General features: G+C 36.1%; 12 protein-coding genes. 11 read left to right on the top strand and 1 reads right to left on the bottom strand.

Annotation, left to right across the window (positions count from 1 at the left end; genetic code table 11):
• Nucleotides 1-41 precede the first annotated feature (41 nt).
• A complete protein-coding gene (gene kaiC, locus Anndu_RS16635; protein WP_464102261.1) occupies nt 42-1,586 on the top strand; it encodes a circadian clock protein KaiC in 1,545 nt (514 codons plus the stop codon).
• Between the two features lie 89 nt (nt 1,587-1,675).
• On the opposite strand, the gene rpoD is transcribed toward kaiC, so the two are convergent.
• Nucleotides 1,676-2,860 (bottom strand): RNA polymerase sigma factor RpoD, encoded by a 1,185-nt coding sequence (gene rpoD / locus Anndu_RS16630; protein ID WP_464102260.1) that lies wholly within the window; start codon nt 2,858-2,860, stop codon nt 1,676-1,678.
• A 1,033-nt stretch (nt 2,861-3,893) separates the two neighbouring features.
• Between rpoD and Anndu_RS16625 the strand changes: the two genes are divergently transcribed.
• The 10 genes from Anndu_RS16625 (at nt 3,894) to psbC (ending at nt 19,302) form a co-directional block, all read left to right on the top strand.
• Nucleotides 3,894-5,276, top strand: a complete 1,383-nt coding sequence (locus Anndu_RS16625) for an aspartate aminotransferase family protein (protein ID WP_464102259.1) — start codon at nt 3,894-3,896, stop codon at nt 5,274-5,276.
• Between the two features lie 1,032 nt (nt 5,277-6,308).
• A complete protein-coding gene (locus Anndu_RS16620; RefSeq protein ID WP_464102258.1) occupies nt 6,309-8,084 on the top strand; it encodes a hypothetical protein in 1,776 nt (591 codons plus the stop codon).
• Between the two features lie 150 nt (nt 8,085-8,234).
• A complete protein-coding gene (locus tag Anndu_RS16615) occupies nt 8,235-8,666 on the top strand; it encodes a GPW/gp25 family protein (protein WP_464102257.1) in 432 nt (143 codons plus the stop codon).
• 203 nt (nt 8,667-8,869) lie between these two features.
• The gene (locus tag Anndu_RS16610) at nt 8,870-11,098 is read left to right on the top strand and encodes a putative baseplate assembly protein (protein WP_464102256.1); all 2,229 of its coding nucleotides are present in this window, start codon (nt 8,870-8,872) and stop codon (nt 11,096-11,098) included.
• An 81-nt stretch (nt 11,099-11,179) separates the two neighbouring features.
• Nucleotides 11,180-12,259 carry a phage tail protein gene (locus tag Anndu_RS16605; RefSeq protein WP_464102255.1) on the top strand — a complete coding sequence of 360 codons (1,080 nt, stop codon included), beginning with the start codon at nt 11,180-11,182 and terminating at the stop codon, nt 12,257-12,259.
• A gap of 137 nt (nt 12,260-12,396) precedes the next feature.
• A complete protein-coding gene (locus Anndu_RS16600) occupies nt 12,397-13,884 on the top strand; it encodes a DUF4159 domain-containing protein (protein WP_464102254.1) in 1,488 nt (495 codons plus the stop codon).
• Nucleotides 13,885-13,942: 58 nt separating this feature from the next.
• On the top strand, nt 13,943-16,165 hold the full coding sequence (locus tag Anndu_RS16595; RefSeq protein ID WP_464102253.1) for a hypothetical protein: 2,223 nt from the start codon (nt 13,943-13,945) through the stop codon (nt 16,163-16,165).
• Between the two features lie 206 nt (nt 16,166-16,371).
• Nucleotides 16,372-16,650: a YiaA/YiaB family inner membrane protein gene (locus Anndu_RS16590; protein ID WP_464102252.1), complete on the top strand. Its 279-nt coding sequence runs from the start codon at nt 16,372-16,374 to the stop codon at nt 16,648-16,650.
• 227 nt (nt 16,651-16,877) lie between these two features.
• Nucleotides 16,878-17,936, top strand: coding sequence for a photosystem II D2 protein (photosystem q(a) protein) (gene psbD, locus Anndu_RS16585; protein WP_464101305.1), 1,059 nt, complete (start codon nt 16,878-16,880; stop codon nt 17,934-17,936).
• On the top strand, nt 17,920-19,302 hold the full coding sequence (psbC, locus tag Anndu_RS16580; protein ID WP_464102251.1) for a photosystem II reaction center protein CP43: 1,383 nt from the start codon (nt 17,920-17,922) through the stop codon (nt 19,300-19,302). Before psbD ends, psbC begins: the two co-directional genes overlap by 17 nt.
• The last annotated feature ends 41 nt before the right edge of the window (nt 19,303-19,343 follow it).

Below are 19,343 nucleotides of genomic sequence, written 5' to 3'. Positions count from 1 at the left end.
TATTAATTTGAGCAAAATTTAAGGAGTATTAAGATTACATCATGAGTCAAGAAAAACAACAAATAAAAGCCAAAGGTGTCCAAAAAATTCGCACGATGATCGAAGGTTTTGATGAAATTACTCATGGTGGTCTGCCGATGGGTAGAACAACTCTAGTTAGCGGTACATCAGGCACGGGAAAAACATTATTAGCAATTCAATTTCTTTATAATGGGATTAAATATTTTGATTATCCGGGGTTATTTGTTACTTTTGAAGAATCACCCACTGATATTATTGAAAATGCCTATAGTTTCGGTTGGGATTTAGAAGAATTAGTTAATCAAGGAAAATTATTTATTTTAGATGCTTCACCCGATCCAGAAGGTCAAGAAGTGGTAGGAAATTTTGATCTTTCGGCCTTGATTGAGCGTATTCAATATGCAGTCAGAAAATATAAAGCAAAATTAGTTTCGATCGACTCAGTAACAGCCGTTTTTCAGCAATATGATGCGGCCTCGGTAGTACGGCGAGAAATTTTCCGTTTAGTCGCCCGTTTAAAACAGTTAAAAATTACCTCCATTATGACCACTGAAAGAATTGAAGAATATGGGCCAGTGGCACGTTTTGGAGTGGAAGAATTTGTCTCTGATAATGTGGTAATTTTAAGAAATGTCTTAGAAGGTGAACGTCGTCGTCGTACTACGGAAATTTTAAAATTACGGGGGACTACCCACATGAAAGGGGAATATCCTTTTACCATCACCACAGACGGTATTAATATCTTTCCATTGGGGGCTATGCGCTTGACTCAAAGATCATCAAATGCTCGGATTTCTTCAGGTGTGGAAACATTAGATGAAATGTGCGGAGGAGGCTTCTTCAAAGACTCGATTATTTTGGCTACAGGGGCGACAGGAACGGGTAAAACCCTCTTAGTTAGTAAATTTTTAGAAGAAGGTTGTAGACAGGGAGAAAGGGCAATTTTATTCGCTTATGAAGAATCAAGGGCGCAACTTTCCCGTAATGCTTTTTCATGGGGCATTGATTTTGAAGAAATGGAAAGAAAGGGTTTATTAAAATTACTTTGTACCTATCCCGAATCTTCAGGTTTAGAGGATCATTTACAGATTATTAAATCAGAAATTAGTGAGTTTAAACCTTCTCGCATTGCGATCGATTCTTTATCGGCTTTAGCAAGGGGTGTTACGAATAATGCTTTTCGTCAGTTTGTCATCGGCGTGACGGGCTACGCCAAACAGGAAGAAATAACGGGCTTTTTCACCAATACCACCGATCAATTTATGGGCGCTCATTCGATCACAGAATCCCATATTTCTACGATTACCGATACTATTTTAATGTTGCAATATGTGGAGATCAAAGGGGAAATGTCAAGGGCAATTAATGTGTTTAAAATGCGTGGCTCATGGCATGATAAAGGCATCAGAGAATATACCATTAGTAAAGATGGGCCTTGTATTAAAGATTCTTTCCGTAATTATGAGAGAATTATTAGTGGTTCACCCTCTCGCATTGTGGTGGATGAAAAGAGTGAATTATCCCGCATTGTGCGTAATGTTAAAGATAAATTAAGTGAGCCTTAATACCATAAAAACAAAGTCTGCCTACGCAGACTTTGTGGAGATCGCCCTACCCTTGAGGGTTTAGGCTTAAATTAACCTTAATTTAACCTTTAACGGATATATTCTTTTAAAATGCTATTACGATTAGGATGGCGTAATTTTCTTAAAGCTTTAGCCTCAATTTGACGGATTCTTTCACGGGTAACATTAAAAATCTGTCCAATTTCCTCTAAAGTCTTCATGCGGCCATCATCCAAACCATAACGTAATCGCAACACATCACGCTCACGAGTGCTGAGGGTATCTAAGACGTTTTCTAAATCTTCTCTTAATAAACTCTTAGAAACCTCATCTTCGGGCGTTTCGCCATCAGCTTCAATAAAATCACCTAAACGGGAATCTTCCTCTTTACCAATGGGAGTTTCTAAAGAAATGGGTAATTGAGCAGATTTAGCAATAAATCTTAATTTCTCAATGGTCATCTCCATGTGAGTAGCAATTTCTTCCTCCGTGGGTTTACGTCCCTTCTCTTGGGATAAAATCTTAGTGGTTTTCTTAATGCGAGAAATAGTCTCATAAAGATGCACAGGTAAACGGATCGTGCGAGATTGATCGGCGATCGCGCGAGTAATCGCTTGACGGATCCACCAAGTAGCATAAGTAGAGAACTTATAACCCTTTTCATGGTCAAATTTTTCGGCGGCACGAATTAAACCAAGGGATCCCTCCTGAATTAAATCTTGGAAAGATAAGCCCCGATTCATATATTTTTTAGCAATAGAAACAACCAGACGTAAGTTAGACTGTACCATTTTATCCTTCGCCCGTCTGCCATGATAGAGACGACGACGAAAAGCACCCAAAGGCATTTCCATTTCGTTAGCCCACTCCTGTTGGGTTGGGTAACGATCCAAAGTCAGATAGAGATCCTCGCGCACCCTTTCCAATTCTAAAAGATCAGCAATTTTACGAGCTAATTCAATTTCTTCTTCAGCCCGTAAGAGACGAATGCGACCAATTTCTTGTAAATAAATGCGAATAGAATCTTCCGTATAGGTTTTCTTTTTGCCGGGATCTTTACGACGGGCGGCCGAAGTTTTCCTTGCTTTACGACCAGAAGTTGGAACATCATCTATCTCTATTTCTGTTTCTAATTCTGCTTCTAATTCTGCAAAAAGGCTAGGATCACCATCTATATCATCTATATCAAGGTCTATATCCAGATCTATATCGAAATCTATGGTTGGAAAATCCAAATTATTAGGTTTAGATGGAGTCTTAAGTGCCTGATTCATGCCGTTTTCCTCTTATTTTTCTAATTCACAAAAATTCTTGATAATTTGATGGATTGATTGGCCATGAGAAATTGATTTTTTCTCATGAAAAAATTGATTTTTTCAGCGGGGAAAATTAACAGTTTAATTTTAGGGAAAAAATCTAATTTAATTTGGTCTTTAATTTGAAAGACATCTATTTTTATAGTTGATCTTTTTAGTGCTAACAACTGTTAACAACTACTGTAAATATAACTTAAATTTTGCGATAAGCAAAACTCTTTTATTTTATTCTAAACTAACTTTTTGAAAATTAGTTAAGAGAAAAGTCTTTTTTACAGTTTGGGTGAACAACTATTATTTTTTGGCTTCAATTTAAACCATGAAAAATTAAGGTTTAAGCCCTTAAGATTTTCCATCGTTCAAATTAAAGGTATGCTAAACCAGTTATAATCATTGTTTTAGCTTTTAAAGACTGAAGATTTGTTTACTCACAAGTCGATCAGCTTAAGACTTTTGACTTAAACTAAGTTTTAATAGTTTTGAGATCAATCAAAATTATTAAAACTGCTAAACAGCCTTAATAAACTTGATCCCCTGTGATCGTTTCTTTAAATCTGTAGCTATTCTAATTAATTTCTGCCAAAATGACAGCCCTTTTTTTTAAAAAGATTGACTTTTTTTGATGATTTTCTGAAATATTATTTAGTGCGAATGTTCTAAATAACCTTTAAATCTCTTGTCAATCAAGGGTTTTTCTAAATCTGTCTGGTTAAAAAAATTTTTAAAATTGGCAAAAATATAGATCAAAATTGACAGTATTTTTTGATAAAGTGACTCAAAGCAATTGGTGATATATACTTATTCAAAAATTAACTCTTAGACAGGCTCAGTGCGTCACCGTTGACAGTGAATTTTTTTGATTGTCAATTGTCCACTGTTCACTCTTAACTGATAATGATTACTTTAGAAATTTATTGAAATGATAATTTCAGTATTATAATAATTAGTCTATCAATATTTTATTAATTATAAATAATTGTCTATATTTGTTATGAACAGATTTAATTTAAAAGCAGAAATGGAAAAACAACGGGGGGAAAATTATCAACTTCACCGTCAATATTTGAATGCCCAATTAGTTAGAGTTTTAAATACAATTGGTTACGATCGCTTTTATGAAAAGGGAGAAGGGGCTTATTTAATTGACCGCAACGGCGATCGCTATTTAGATTTTTTATCAGGTTTTGGGGTGTTTGCTTTAGGGCGATCGCATCCGGTGGTTAAACAGGCTTTACATGATGTGTTAGAAGGGGATCTAGCCGGATTAGTACAATTAGATTGTGCCTTATTACCCGGAATGTTAGGTAAGGCCTTATTAGAAAAAGTGCCAAGTTCGATCAACCGTTGTTTTTTTGCCAATAGTGGTACGGAGGCGGTGGAAGCGACTTTAAAATTTGCCCGTTATGCCACCGGCCGCCCCCGCATTTTATACTGTGATCATAGTTATCATGGTTTAACCTACGGTTCGTTATCTATTACCGGAGCTACGGAATTTCAGGAAGGCTTTGATCCCCTCTTACCCCAATGTGATTTTATCCCCTTTGGCGATCTGGATGCTTTAGAAAGGGAACTAAAAAAGAAAGATGTGGCAGGGTTTATTTTTGAGCCGATCCAAGGTAAGGGCGTTAACCTTCCCCCCGATGATTTTTTAATCAATGCTCAAACCATCTGTAGACAATATGGTACTTTAATCATAGCCGATGAAGTCCAGACGGGTTTAGGGCGCACGGGTAAATTTTTCGCCTTTGAACATTATGGCTTAGAACCCGATTTAATTGCGATCGCCAAAGCCTTATCAGGGGGTTATATACCAGTGGGGGCTGTGTTGGCAAAAGAAGAAATTTTCGCCAAAGTTTTTCACCGTATGGATCGGGCTTTAGTACACGGTTCAACTTTTGGGAAAAATCCCATGGCCATGGCGGCCGGTTTGGCTACCTTGCACGTTTTAGCCGAAGAAAATTTAGTCGAAAATTCTGCTAAAATGGGTGAATTATTTATGAAAGGATTAAAACCATTAGTAGAAAAATATGAAATTTTTGCGCAAGTTAGGGGAAAAGGATTAATGATCGGGTTAGAATTTAGTTGTCCTCAGTCTTTAACCTTAAAAATAGGTTGGACAATGCTAGAAGCGGCGCAAAAAGGATTATTTAGTCAATTAATAACTGTGCCACTATTTCAAAGACATAAAATTTTAACTCAAGTAGCAGGAAATAATATGAATGTGATTAAATTATTGCCTCCTTTAATGATTACAGAAAAAGAAGTTAATTACTTTTTAGAAAGTTTTGAAGATGTATTAGCTGACTGTCACCGTTATCCTGGTACATTATGGGATTTTGGGGCAACTTTAGCTAAACAAGCATTAAAAAAATAATCAGATTTTTAGGGGATGACATCAAAGTTATTGATGTATAATTGGTATTGGCCAGTTGTTTAAGTCTTATTTGATCAATCAAAATCAAAAATAAATTCTAATCTAGTTTAATGTTTAATTTTTATGACTTGATTTGTTCTATTTTTTCCTTAATTCATATTATTTTTAATTAAATTAATATGATCTAACATTGATTGATTAAGTTAAATTTTTTGCTCAAAATTTTGGTGATAAATTATTAGTTTAGCCAATAGCAAAACCTCATTATTCTTAAATTAAGAATTAAATGAATTTATGGTTTTTTGAGTCAATTATTATCACCATTCCCTGTTGTAAGGAGTCTATTCCTAACATAATTTAATCAGATCATCCCCCATAAAAATTTAATTTTTGAGATTGATAAGACCTCTTACAAAAGCCATAAATATTAGCCAATCAAATCAATTTTCATCAAGTTGTTATCAATTCTTATACTTATTACTTCTTATTCATTACTTATTACTTGACTTTTGCAAAAAGTCTATAGTAGTTTTGTTTTATTTTGATCACAAACAACCATTAGCTATAAGTTAAGCTTATCTAATATATGATTATGAATTTAATATTCAAATTAAATTTTTCGCTTAACATTTCTTAATGTATGAGAATCATTCTCAATTCAAAACGAATTTGCTTTATTGTAGCTTTTGATCTATAATAAACATCCAAAGGGTTTGTTATATCTTGGAATAAATTTTTATCATTTTAAGAGCGATCTAACAAGGCTTTTCAGCTTTTTAACTGATCTTTTTTAAAAAATACACTTTCTCAAAAAAACTTTATTGTTACTGATTGTAAAGAACAATTGTAAATGTTTGTAACAAAGACTTGACAAATAAGCAAGAATAACAGTCAGACAATTAAATCTTTAGTAATTGTCATTTTAGCTCATAATGTTAAATTATTCTTCGAGACTGATCATGGTAAAATCAACAGAAGAATTAATTAAAGTCTATTATAACTGATTTTTGATCAATTGTTAATTTTAAATTTATGGCGGTTGTTTCTTCAAATTTAGAGCAAAATAAAAATCTTTGGTATTTAGCAATTGATTTTGGCACGGCCGAACTTTCAGCGTTACTTTTTAATCAAAATTTAGGGGAACAATACCCAATTTATTGGTCTGATTTAGAAACGAATGAAACCCTATCTACTTTGAAAATAGCGGCTTTTTACCATTTCACCAAAAAAAAAGAAAGTAAAACATCTTATCAGAAACAATCTTCTTTTTTAATAGGACAAAAAGCCATCATTGATAGTCAAAATCATAAAGGAATTTTTTTGGAATCGTTAAAACCGTATCTTAATATTTCACTGTCTTACTATAGTTCTGAAGAAAAACAATGGCAACCAAAATTACAACAATCCCCTGAAAGAGTTTTGCCTATTTATTGGATTGAAAAAGCCACTCAAGCGATTTTTACGGCTTTAACGCCCCAGAGTCAGAAAATGGGCGTAGAAGTGAAAGCCCTCGGCTTATCTTCCCAAGGGTTGGTTGAGGCTTTAATCAATCTACAAGGGGTGATTTTGAGCTATCCCCATGGTTTTGGGGAAACTTATCGCTTTAACTTGAGGGAGGCGATTTTAGGGGCAAAATTGGTAAAAAAACCCCAACAGATTATTTTTATTGAGGAGGCGATCGCTTCTTTATTAGGGCATTTATCCTTGATCGAACATTCATCGAAAGAGGCTAAACCTACCTTAATGATTGAGTTAGGGGCAAGTAGCACTAATTTGGCACTGGTGGATCTGCCTGATAATTTAGATTATTTAACTCATCAAGATTTTAAATTAGAAAGTTTTTTATATGGAGGTTTAAGTATAGATTTAGATATTTTATATCAATTTATTTATCCTCAATGGGTAAAAAATCCCCAACAACCAGTGATGAGTTTAGGAATGGATTTTCCCCAACCGGGCATGGCAGATCCTCTGAAACGGGATACGGTTTTTTTGAGATTACAAAGTAGCACGGTGGGACGATCGCTTTTAGAAGCCTCTCAATTGGTTAAATTAGTATTACAAAAAAGAAGTAAATTTAATTCACAATTAGATCAACAAAAATGGGGAGTTAATAGACAGGAGTTAACGGAAAAAATTATTAATCCTTATCTCAATCAAATTAACTATTATCTTAATCAATTATTAGTAAAAAAGGGTCAATCTAATCATGAGATTGAACAAATTGTTTGTAGTGGTGGCACTTATAGTTTAGTGAAAGAAAGTTTAGGAAAATTATTAGAACAAAAGTTTTGTAATGCCAAGATTATTGATGGTGATGCCATTGAAAATAAAGATAAAATTAAGGTTAGTCGGGTGGCTGTGGGTTTAGCTTCTTTAATATTATTCCCGAAAATTATAGATAAGGTTAATCAACAATATAATGACTATTTTCTTTTTATTGAATTATTAAAAATTTTACCAAAATATATGTTTGTTTTTGAAGATATTAAAAAACAATTAATAGAGAGAGGAATTAACCTTAAAGTCTGTGAGAAAAAGATTTTAGAATTTCTCCAAGGGAAAATACCTCAAGGTTTAATTCCCTCTGAAGAAAATTGTTTATGTTTGGCCGAATATAGTCAAAATAATTGTGAATATCAAGATTTATTATCTATTCCTTTTTGTACTTTAGATAATGAGGGATATTACCATCCTGAAGTGGAACAATGTCAAAAAATACGTCAATATTTAGGTAAGGTATTAGCTAGTCATAAACAACAATTATCAGACCCTTTAACATTAGAGCTATTGGAAAAATCCAACTAAGAATTAACCCCCCTAACTGATGGATTGTGCTGATCATAGTAAAATCTACAGAAAGTCTTTTTTCCATAAAATTAAGAAAAATAACATTTTTTCGTCAAAATGCCTTGGTTTGACATACATTAAAACTAAGAGAATTAATAATTAAGAAAAATGCTAGAAGATCAATCGGTACTCATTGGTAAAGGGATTGCTTTTCCATTCAAAATCAATCTTCAATCCAATCTTAGTTTGAGTAAAAACATTGCTAACCTAGAGGAGTCTATGAGAATCATCTTAGGCACAAAACTAGGCGAAAGGGTTTATCGTCCTGAGTTTGGCTCTCGTTTGGATGAAGTGGTTTTCGCTCCTATGAATACGGAAACGCTCTTACTGATCAGACTTTATGTTAAAGAAGCGATCGAAAAATGGGAACCAAGGGTAATTTTAGAAAGTGTTTATGTTGAAGTAGCTTCATCTCCCGTCACCCTTGCCCCTGCTCCCGAATTAGGGAAATTGAACATTATTATCCAATACCGTCCTAAAGATTATCACGAAATTTATAGTATGGTTTATCCTTTTTATCTTCAATCTCCCGCAGGATAAAACAGTGACCAGTGACCAATGACCAGTGACCAGTGACCAGTGACCAGTGACCAATGACCAATGACCAATGACCAGTGACCAATGACCAGTGACCAGTGACCAGTGACCAATGACCAGTGACCAATGACCAGTGACCAATGACCAGTGACCAATGACCAATGACCAATGACCAATGACCAGTGACCAATAAGCAATAACGAATTATGGCAGAAAGAGAATTTGATTTTTTACCCGAACTTCCTAAAGCAAATCTTGACGATCGCACCTTTAACGAGTTAGTCAATGAATGTTTATTACGCATTCCCCGTTATTGTCCCGAATGGACAAATTATAATCCTAGCGATCCGGGAGTGACCTTGATTGAATTGTTTGCATGGTTAACCGATCAAATGTTATTACGGTTTAATCAAGTTCCCCGCCGTCAATATGTGGCCTTTTTAGAATTATTAGGCATTAGATTACAGCCCCCAACCCCCGCTACTTCTGAAGTCACATTTTATTTAAGTACCTCTAGTGAACAAATTCCTGAGCAAAACTGCACTATTGCCAGTGGCACGGAAGTAGCCACCGAAAGAGAAGAAAATCAAGAGGAAATAATTTTTACCACTGATTATCCCTTAGTTATCGGAAAACCTCGCATTACCCATCTTTTTAGAACGGAAACCATTGAAACTAAACCCCAAAATTTAAGCGATAACTTCTTATCGAGTAGTTCATGGCGTTTTGAAAATTCAGAATGGCGTAGTACTGCGGAGTTAAACATTTTTCAAATTAACCCCCAACCCGGCAATTGTTTTTATATTGTCTTAAACCATCAAGATCCCATTGATGGCAATGTGATCGCCATTAACTTTAAAGGTGAAGCCGGAACATCCACAGGGATCGATCCTCGCAATGCTCCTTTACGCTGGGAAGCATGGACTGGTAATCACTGGCAAGAAATTTTACTCAAAAAAACCGATGATGGGACTGAGGGTTTTAGTTTTAGTAAATTACAAAGGGAAAAAGGCTCACCCATTGAGGATGGGGCTGATGTTGAACTCCATTTACCCTTAAATTTTCCGGCGGAAACTTTTGTTAATTATTATGGCCGATGGATTAGATGTGTTTATGTTACCCCTAACCCTAATCAATCGGGTTATAGTCAATCCCCTCGCATTATTAAACTTTCAGTGAGGGCTTTAGGCGGTTCAGTTCCTGTTACTCAAGCCCTAGAAATTAAAGATGAAATTATTGGGGAAAGTAACGGTGATCCTGGGCAAGTTTTTTATTTACAAAGACCTCCCGTTTTGCCCCGTCAGATTACGGGTAATGAATATCTTGAGGTGATTACCCTCAATGGTACGGTTCAAAGATGGACAGAAGTTCCCGATTTTGGCCAATCGAAAGAAACGGATTTACATTATACCCTTGATTCCCAGTCAGGAAAAATTCAGTTTGGGCCTTTAATCCGAGAGGCCGGACAATTAAAGGAATTAACGGAGTTTCGGTCTCAAATTCAAAGTCTTCCTAATCAAATCATAAATCCTCAAAATTCCCTTGAGGAAATAAAATTTAATACCCGTCAATTGGGGGCGATCCCGCCGAAAGGGGCAACTCTTAAAATGTCTAGTTATCGCACCGGAGGGGGTATTAAAGGTAATGTTCAAATTGATAGTATTACCATTGTTAAATCCGCTATTCCTTATATCTCGCGCATTACGAACCATTTACCGGGTAAAAATGGTGCGCAAGCCCAATCTTTAGATCATGCGGTTTTACAAGTTCCGAAAATGTTACGCACTCAAAATCGAGCCGTTACGGTTGAAGATTTTGAAACTTTGGCTCTTGAAGGTGGTCAAAGGGCGATCGCTAAAGTTAAATGTTGTCCTCCCTCTTCTAAAATGGAAGATGCGGGAAAAATCAAAATTCTATTGATTCCCCAACTACCCCTGACTAATTTAATTAATGGATTACCACCATCGGCCTTTGATCTTAATCCCATTTTAGTGGAACAGGTCAGTAAATATTTAGATGAGCGCAAATTATTAGGAATTACCGTAAAATATGAACAACCCGAATATGTGGGGGTTTCCATTCAAACCGAAATCTCTTTAGAGCAGGATTATCGTAGCGATCAATTACAACAGGAAATTAAACAAAAATTAGAACTGAGTTTATATCAATTTCTCAATCCTATTAGTGGAGGGGAAGATGGCAACGGTTGGGATTTTGGTAGACCCGTTTATACTTCCGATATAGTTAAACGATTTCAACAAATTAAAGGAGTTCGCTATGTGGGAACAATTCAACTATTTGCTTTATTCAAACAAAATGGTCATTGGGAAAGACAATCAACTCCTTTAAGCGTAGTTGAACCGGGAGAATTTGGCTTAATTTGTTCATGGCGTGACTCGGCTCTTGGTTCTAGTCATTTAATTAATTTTATTTAGATTATTTATTAGTCATTGGTCATTAATCATTATCAATTATCCATTATCAATTATTAATTATTAATTATCAATTATTGTCAGATGAATCAAGTCAAAGAAACCGAAGATTTGAAACTGAAATTAACGCCAATGGGTGTACCATTATCACTGATTGAGCCAATTAATAAAGCGAAAAATAAACAGGACATTTCTTTTCAACAAGCGATTAATCCTCAAGCCGCTTTTAGTTCAGAGATCGGTAACAAATCAATTGTTGTTTATCCGGCCGAGGCTAATGAATTATTAATTCAATTAGTTAATGATGGGGATAAAATCTATTATTTTGATAACTTACAAATTGAAGGAGATTTTCCCAGTGATTGGTATACTACCCATTTAGAAGGTCAAATTCTCCAACCAAAAAAACAAATTGAAGGGGTAATTAGATTTGAAATACCAGTGGATTTTTTTGAATCTAATCAAGGTTGGTATCAAGATAAAACTTTACAATTAGATTATTGGGGAATTATTAATCTTCATTTTAATATTTTAGAAAATACCGATCCTCCATTACCTGATAGTTTTCCTCAATTAAAATCCAGTTCTTTTGATCTTTATATTCGCCCTCGTAGCGTTTATTTAAACTTTTTACCTACCCTTTATCAAGAAGTAGATTTAATTGGACGTTTTCTTAAAATTTTTGAAACTACATTTAATCCCAGTATTGAACAATTAAATGCACTTTGGGCTTATCTAGATCCTATTACAGCCCCAGAGGGGATGTTAGATTTTTTGGCCTATTGGGTAGGTTGGGAAATTAGCCCCCATATTAGTATTGAAAGACAGAGAAATTTAATCCGTCAAGCCATTACCCTTTACCGATGGCGTGGGACAAAACGAGGCTTAAGATATTTTATTCATTTATATACGGGTCTACCTTTAGATGAGGATAAAGAAAATGAAGAAGATAAACACATTATGATTAAAGATACATTTGGACGAGGTTTAATCACAGGAAAAACCCTTTTAGGGAATGATTCTCTTTTAGGAGGGGGTAGACCTTATTATTTTATCGTGCGTCTGCGCTCTCAATTTCGTGATCAAATCAATGAAGATTTAATTAGAAATATTATTGATTTGGAAAAACCTGCTTTTTGTACTTATGATCTTTATATTGAGTAGTGATTGATTATTTATTATTAGGTTTTTTAACCATCCCAAACTGATTCAATAAGTTAATGATCATTAACACATAAGCAATCACAAATAACCAGTAAAAAATAACATTTTTTAATTTTTGAAAATTTAATCTTAATTTTATGAAAAATTCTTGGCTACCTCCTGAAACAAGTGCTTTTGAACGCTTAAATGTTCGAGATGGATTATTAATTGATGCCCATAAATGGCAACTAGAACAGCGTTATGTTAGAAAGCGTCAAAATTATCATTTTCAATCTTTAAATCAAGCCGGAATTGTGAGTGGCCTTGAAGTTAATATTACCACTCCTCCGGCCGATGTTCGCCCCGAACATCGCACAGGGCGCTGGATCGAATTAAGTCAAGGGGTAGCCCTTGATCATCAAGGTAATATTATTGTTGTTCCTAATCCTACCAAATATTATGTCAATGCCATAGTTTCATCTCAAAAAAAATCTGAAACTGTCTATTTAGTTTTACGGTATCGGGATCCCGATGATCTCCAAACAAACGATTATAAGGAAATCGTGACAGAGCAATTTCGATTGGATGAAAAAGTTAGTCCCCCTAACATTGGCGATGTGGAAATTTGTCGCATCGAATTATCATCTTCAGAGGTTGAATTAAAACCGGCCAGTGACGTTTTTGCCCCCGATCTCAATACCATTGATTTACGTTATCGTCAATTTGCTCACTGGAGGGCGCAAGGTGTAGTTAAAACCGCAATTTATAATTCTTCTGAGTCTCAAGAAAATGGTTTATTTTTTCTCCTGAAATCTTTAAGAGCTTTATATCCTTTATTGGAAGGTGATAATTATATTGATGATTGTTTTTTAATTCCAGAAGAAGAAACGGAAATCTTAAGTTATGATCTTTTATATTTAACGGAATCTCAATTTTGTAGCCTTGAACTGTTACAAATTAAGCAAATTCAAAAATTTGTCAGCGCTGGAGGTACGATTTTAATTGATGCTACCGTTAAAGATAGTCAACTGGCTCAGTTAGAACAGTCTAAACAAGAGTTATTACAAGCGATCGCCAAAATTTCCCAGATCTCAGCCTTTGCCAATCGTCAACAGGAATTAGAAAATGAATTAAGTCAAATCAATCAAAATTTTACAGATAAATTTCAAAATATTCAAGATAAACTTAGTAAAATTGGCTTTAATCTTCAAAAGTGGGACGATTTACCCTCTGAACATCCTCTAAAATTAGAACCATTTTTCTTTATTCAACCCCCAATTATTAACCAATATCAAAATCAAATTTGGGCTTGTGACGGTGTAATTTTACTATTGGGAAATCTCTCCCACGCTTGGGCTTTATCCCCTCAACTGGATTTAACTAGGGAAATTTTGCGTAATGCTCAGGAAATGGGCGTAAATCTCCTTCATTACGCTTGGCGCAGAAAATTACTTCATTCTTGGCAAAAATCCCAACCAATTAGCAGTTTAGCCCCCACCGCCCCAACTAAAGGCCAATCCTCTGAAATAACGTCACAATCACCTCAAAAAGTTTCTGAGCCTATGGCGGAAACTGAAGTAGCCTTAGAGCCTTCCTCTGAAGACTCCCAAAAACGAAAACGACCTAAACCCTCTGATCTTTTGTAATCTGAATTAAACTTTTTTCTTTTATTAACTTTTAAGTTGAAATCTTCAATTATTTATTATGGCCGAAAATCTAATTTATACCACTATTTCCCCTAACAAAATTAAATTAAAACCGGGGGCGAATACCACTCAATTTGAGGTTGATGTGCGTAATGATAGCGACAATTATGCTAGTTTTCAATTAACAATTGAAGCTGACTATGATAAGGGGAAACAACAGCAAAATTGGTATCGAATTTCCCCTGAAATAGCTACTTTTAATCCCCCCGGAGATCAAACTAAATTTCAAGTAGAATTGATTGATTCTCCTGTGCCGGGTTTCGTGGGTTTAATGCAGTTGAGAGTCTCCGTTTCTTCGGTTGAATTGCCCGATAAAGATACTTTATTACTTCCCGTTGAAATTGAACAGGGTACGGTTAAATTACCTCTGGAATTAACTTTACCCGTTAATCAATTTCAAAAATCTCCAGGGAGTATTATGGATATTCCCGTGATCGTGCGTAACCTAGGCCAAATTCCTACCAATGCTCGTTTGACTTTTGTGGGGATCGATCCGGAATGGATCATAGACGGATGCGATCGCAATTTTAAATTAGAAGGTGGGCAGGACAAAACCCTTAACTTTACCTGTGAATTACCTAATAAACTCGAAACAATTGCTAAAGTTTATTCTTTTAAAATTGAGGCCGAACATAGTCAAGGCCCATCATCCCAAATTGAAGGTCAGATCGAAGTTTTAACGATGGGTTATCTTGATTTTGGTTGTCAACCCAAAGAATTAAGCATTCCTTCCCGTTTTTCTTTTGCTTTTTGGCGAAATGATCCCGTTACCTATATTTTACGCGCTGAAAATGCCAGTAATATGCCACAGGAATTAGTCATTGATATTACTAAACAGGGAAAAGAAGATGATGGCGGGATTTTTGAAGTAGTGGAAATTGAAACAAAGGAAGATGATGAAAATATCAAGGGTATTATTGATAATATTGTGTTAGAACCAAAGGAAATTGAACCGATCGCCCTGAGAGCTTACGCAAAAAGGCCTTTTGTGGGCAGAACCAAAAAACTGATCAGAGAAGTTAATGCGGTTTGGTCAGGAAGCGATCGCATTGATACAAGAAATGAAAATCAAACTATCATCTTAAATATTAAACCAATTTTTGCTACATCATTTTTAGTTCAAAGCGGAATATTTATACTTTTATTACTGTATTTTTTCATTTTCCTTAATCCTAGCAGTCATCGTCATGACAATGCAGTTAACTCGATCGAGTTTAATGGAGTTGCGGATAATATGATTTCCTCATCAAACGATCAAACCATTATTCGATGGAACACTGATGGTTTTGCCATTAACCCCACCCCTCCCAAACTAGGCGTTATTGATCAAATTGGAAAAGCGGTGAGGGTAGCACGTTATAAACCCGTAGACAATAACGTCATTGCGGCAGGTTTAGAAAATGGCGAAATACAACTTTGGGATCTGCTGTCTTCAGGGAAAAAACCTTTAGCCTCTTTTAATCAAAAAGAAGCCGATGATCGAGTCTTTGATCTAACTTTTAGCACTGATTCCCGTTATTTATTAAGCGGACATGGGAGTGGAAATGTATTATTATGGGATATTACTAGAGAATTAAGAGGTATTAGCAATCCCAATAAAACCCCAGTTGCTAGTAATAAATTTAATTTTAGTATTAATAGTATGAAATTAATTGGTAATGAGCAAAATTCATTAGGAGTAGTGGGGAGATATAATCAATTTATGATCTGGAATAATTTTGTAAATAATAGTAATATTCGCTCAGTTAACTATGGTATTGAAGGGAGTCAAGATAATTATATTGAATCTTTAGATGTAGCCCCTTTAAAACCCTATTTAGCGGCCACAGGAGACAATCAAGGTAATATCACCATTTGGGATTTAACCGATTGTACCACCTTAGCACAAGGAGATTGTGGCAAAATGATAGATCGTTGGGATGACGGCCATCAGAAAAAAGCAGTTAGATCAGTCGCCCTTAGTGCCAATGGTTGTTATTTAGCCACAGGGGGGGATGATGGTACAACTAGATTATGGTATTTAACAGATCAGGGTAATAAAGCCGTAGTCAGTCAACAAGGGGAAATTATACAGCATTCAAAAAAAGATAAAAAAATAATTACCGTTGATATTATCACAGGTGAAAATTTGATTGAAGTAGCCAGTGGGGGGGAGGATTATGAGGTAAGGTACACGGAGAAAGAACGTAATTATAATTTAGGTTGTGATAATCTTCCTTAACAATAGACAATTCACAGTTGACAATAACTTTTTTAAAAGTTGATAATCCATTGTCAACTGTGAATTGGGGATTGATGTATAATTTTAATAAGTGTCACTCAGTTGCTCAATAAGTTTCCTCACAATATTTAATTTAGAAATAGAGAATCTATCAACACTTAATCTATTTTAAATCTAACAAAGACAATCATTGAGGGTATAAAATTATGGCTAAAAGAGTTATCAATCAAGATCATAGCCCCGCTTGGGTTATTCAAACATGGCTATCCTTTTTCCTTTCCATAGGAGGCACAGCCATTGGCATTTGTTATTTACCCGCTGATCCTTGGATCAAAGGCTATATGGCCATGGGATTAACCTTTACAGTGGGTTCAACCGTCAGTTTAACCAAAACCCAAAGAGATCTTTATGAAAGTAGCAAATTAACATCTAAACTCGAAGAAGCAAAAGTCGAGAAAATTTTAGCTGAACATAACACATTGTAATTAAGATATTTTCTCAAAATAATAAGTAAAAATACTTATTGTGATTAATATTAATTAAATTGAGCAAAAAAAATTGATCTAGTTTAAATATTTTGCTACATTAAATCTCTAAGACATCAATCTTTAACAGAATCTAGCACTGATTGAGATTAAGTTTCGATTTGTGCTAACTTAATAAATGTTTAGAAATCTTGCCATTAATCAATTAAGCAAGAGGGTTTAATTATATGACCATTGCAGTAGGACGCGCCCCTGCTCAAAGAGGTGTCTTTGATGTCCTCGATGACTGGCTCAAGCGCGATCGCTTTGTTTTCGTAGGCTGGTCTGGAATTTTATTATTCCCCACTGCCTATTTAGCTTTAGGGGGCTGGTTAACCGGAACAACCTTTGTCACATCTTGGTATACTCACGGTTTAGCTAGTTCCTATCTCGAAGGCTGTAACTTCATTACCGCCGCCGTTTCTTCCCCTGCCGATAGCATGGGTCATTCCTTGTTATTTTTATGGGGGCCTGAAGCTCAATGGGATTTCACCCGTTGGTGTCAGATTGGCGGTATCTGGTCGTTTGTAGCTTTACATGGTGCTTTCGCCCTAATTGGCTTTATGCTCCGTCAATTTGAAATCGCTCGTCTTGTGGGGATTCGTCCTTATAATGCGATCGCTTTTAGCGCACCTATTGCTATTTTCGTGAGTGTATTTTTAATGTACCCTCTCGGACAGGCTAGTTGGTTTTTTGCTCCTTCTTTCGGTGTAGCAGGAATTTTCCGTTTCATCTTATTCTTACAAGGTTTCCACAACTGGACTCTTAACCCCTTCCACATGATGGGTGTAGCGGGAGTTTTAGGTGGTGCTTTACTTTGTGCTATTCACGGTGCAACGGTAGAAAATACCTTATTTGAAGATAGCGATGAAGCTAATACTTTCCGTGCATTTGAACCGACTCAAGCGGAAGAAACCTATTCGATGGTGACTGCTAACCGTTTCTGGTCTCAGATCTTCGGGATTGCTTTCTCTAACAAGCGTTGGTTACACTTTTTCATGTTATTTGTACCCGTAACGGGTTTATGGATGAGTGCGATCGGCATTGTGGGGTTAGCTTTAAACCTCCGTGCTTATGACTTTGTATCTCAAGAGTTAAGAGCCGCAGAAGATCCTGAATTTGAAACATTCTACACCAAAAATATATTATTAAATGAGGGGATGAGAGCTTGGATGGCTCCCCAAGATCAACCCCATGAACGCTTTATATTCCCTGAGGAGGTACTCCCCCGTGGTAACGCTCTCTAGTTCCCCTGTTACAAGTGGTCGTGATATAGACTCAACAGGATTCGCTTGGTGGGCAGGTAATGCCCGTTTAATCAACCTTTCCGGTAAACTACTGGGCGCTCACGTTGCTCATGCTGGTTTAATCGTCTTCTGGACTGGTGCAATGACTTTATTTGAAGTGGCGCACTATGTACCCGAAAAGCCCATGTATGAACAGGGTATGATCTTACTTCCTCACCTTGCCACTTTAGGTTGGGGCGTTGGCCCTGGTGGTGAAGTAACTGATTTATTTCCTTACTTTGTAGTGGGTGTACTTCACTTAATTTCCTCGGCTGTGCTTGGTTTAGGTGGACTTTACCATGCTTTAAGAGGCCCTGAAACCTTAGAAGAATATTCTGATTTCTTTGGTTACGACTGGAAAGACAAAAACCAAATGACCAATATTATTGGTTATCACTTAATCCTGTTAGGATGTGGTGCATTGTTATTAGTATTTAAAGCAATGTTCTTTGGTGGAGTCTATGATACTTGGGCGCCAGGCGGTGGCGATGTGCGTATTATCACCAATCCTACCCTTAACCCTGCGGTTATTTTCGGTTATTTAGTTAAAGCTCCTTTTGGTGGCGAAGGCTGGATCATCGGTGTTAACAACATGGAAGATATTATTGGTGGTCACATCTGGATCGGTTTAACCTGTATCTTTGGTGGTATTTGGCACATTTTAACTAAGCCTTTTGGTTGGGCAAGACGTGCTTTAATCTGGAACGGTGAAGCTTACCTTTCTTATAGTTTAGGTGCTTTATCCTTAATGGGCTTTATTGCGGCTTCCTTTGTGTGGTTCAACAATACGGCTTATCCTAGTGAATTTTACGGGCCTACCAATGCTGAAGCTTCTCAAGCTCAAGCTTTCATTTTCTTATCCCGTGACCAAAAACTTGGTGCAAACATTGGTTCTGCCCAAGGCCCTACTGGTTTAGGTAAATATTTAATGCGTTCCCCCACAGGTGAAATCATCCTTGGTGGTGAAACCATGCGTTTCTGGGATTTCCGTGGCCCTTGGTTAGAACCCATGCGCGGCCCCAACGGTTTAGACCTTGATAAATTAAGAAATGATATTCAACCTTGGCAGATCCGCCGTGCGTCTGAATACATGACCCATGCTCCTAATGCTTCCCTTAACTCTGTTGGTGGTATCATTACCGAGCCTAACTCTTTTAACTTCGTTAACTTACGTCAGTGGTTAGCGGCTTCTCACTGGGTTTTAGCTTTCTTCTTCTTAATTGGTCACTTATGGCACGCAGGACGCGCCAGAGCGGCCGCAGGTGGTTTTGAGAAAGGTATCGATCGTGAGTCAGAACCAGTATTATTCATGCCTGATCTTGACTAAGATTAAGGTGATTAATTAATACTTTTTCTAAAGTTAAATAG

Source organism: Annamia dubia NIES-4383, from assembly GCF_055394725.1.
The sequence above is the reverse complement of the archived record's forward strand: the minus strand, read 5'-3'. Positions and strand labels throughout refer to the sequence as shown.

Coding starts and splice junctions, on each gene's coding strand:
- kaiC (WP_464102261.1), top strand. CDS start 42: ATGAGTCAAGAAAAACAACAAATAAAAGCCAAAGGTGTCCAAAAAATT.
- rpoD (WP_464102260.1), bottom strand. CDS start 2,860: ATGAATCAGGCACTTAAGACTCCATCTAAACCTAATAATTTGGATTTT.
- Anndu_RS16625 (WP_464102259.1), top strand. CDS start 3,894: ATGAACAGATTTAATTTAAAAGCAGAAATGGAAAAACAACGGGGGGAA.
- Anndu_RS16620 (WP_464102258.1), top strand. CDS start 6,309: ATGGCGGTTGTTTCTTCAAATTTAGAGCAAAATAAAAATCTTTGGTAT.
- Anndu_RS16615 (WP_464102257.1), top strand. CDS start 8,235: ATGCTAGAAGATCAATCGGTACTCATTGGTAAAGGGATTGCTTTTCCA.
- Anndu_RS16610 (WP_464102256.1), top strand. CDS start 8,870: ATGGCAGAAAGAGAATTTGATTTTTTACCCGAACTTCCTAAAGCAAAT.
- Anndu_RS16605 (WP_464102255.1), top strand. CDS start 11,180: ATGAATCAAGTCAAAGAAACCGAAGATTTGAAACTGAAATTAACGCCA.
- Anndu_RS16600 (WP_464102254.1), top strand. CDS start 12,397: ATGAAAAATTCTTGGCTACCTCCTGAAACAAGTGCTTTTGAACGCTTA.
- Anndu_RS16595 (WP_464102253.1), top strand. CDS start 13,943: ATGGCCGAAAATCTAATTTATACCACTATTTCCCCTAACAAAATTAAA.
- Anndu_RS16590 (WP_464102252.1), top strand. CDS start 16,372: ATGGCTAAAAGAGTTATCAATCAAGATCATAGCCCCGCTTGGGTTATT.
- psbD (WP_464101305.1), top strand. CDS start 16,878: ATGACCATTGCAGTAGGACGCGCCCCTGCTCAAAGAGGTGTCTTTGAT.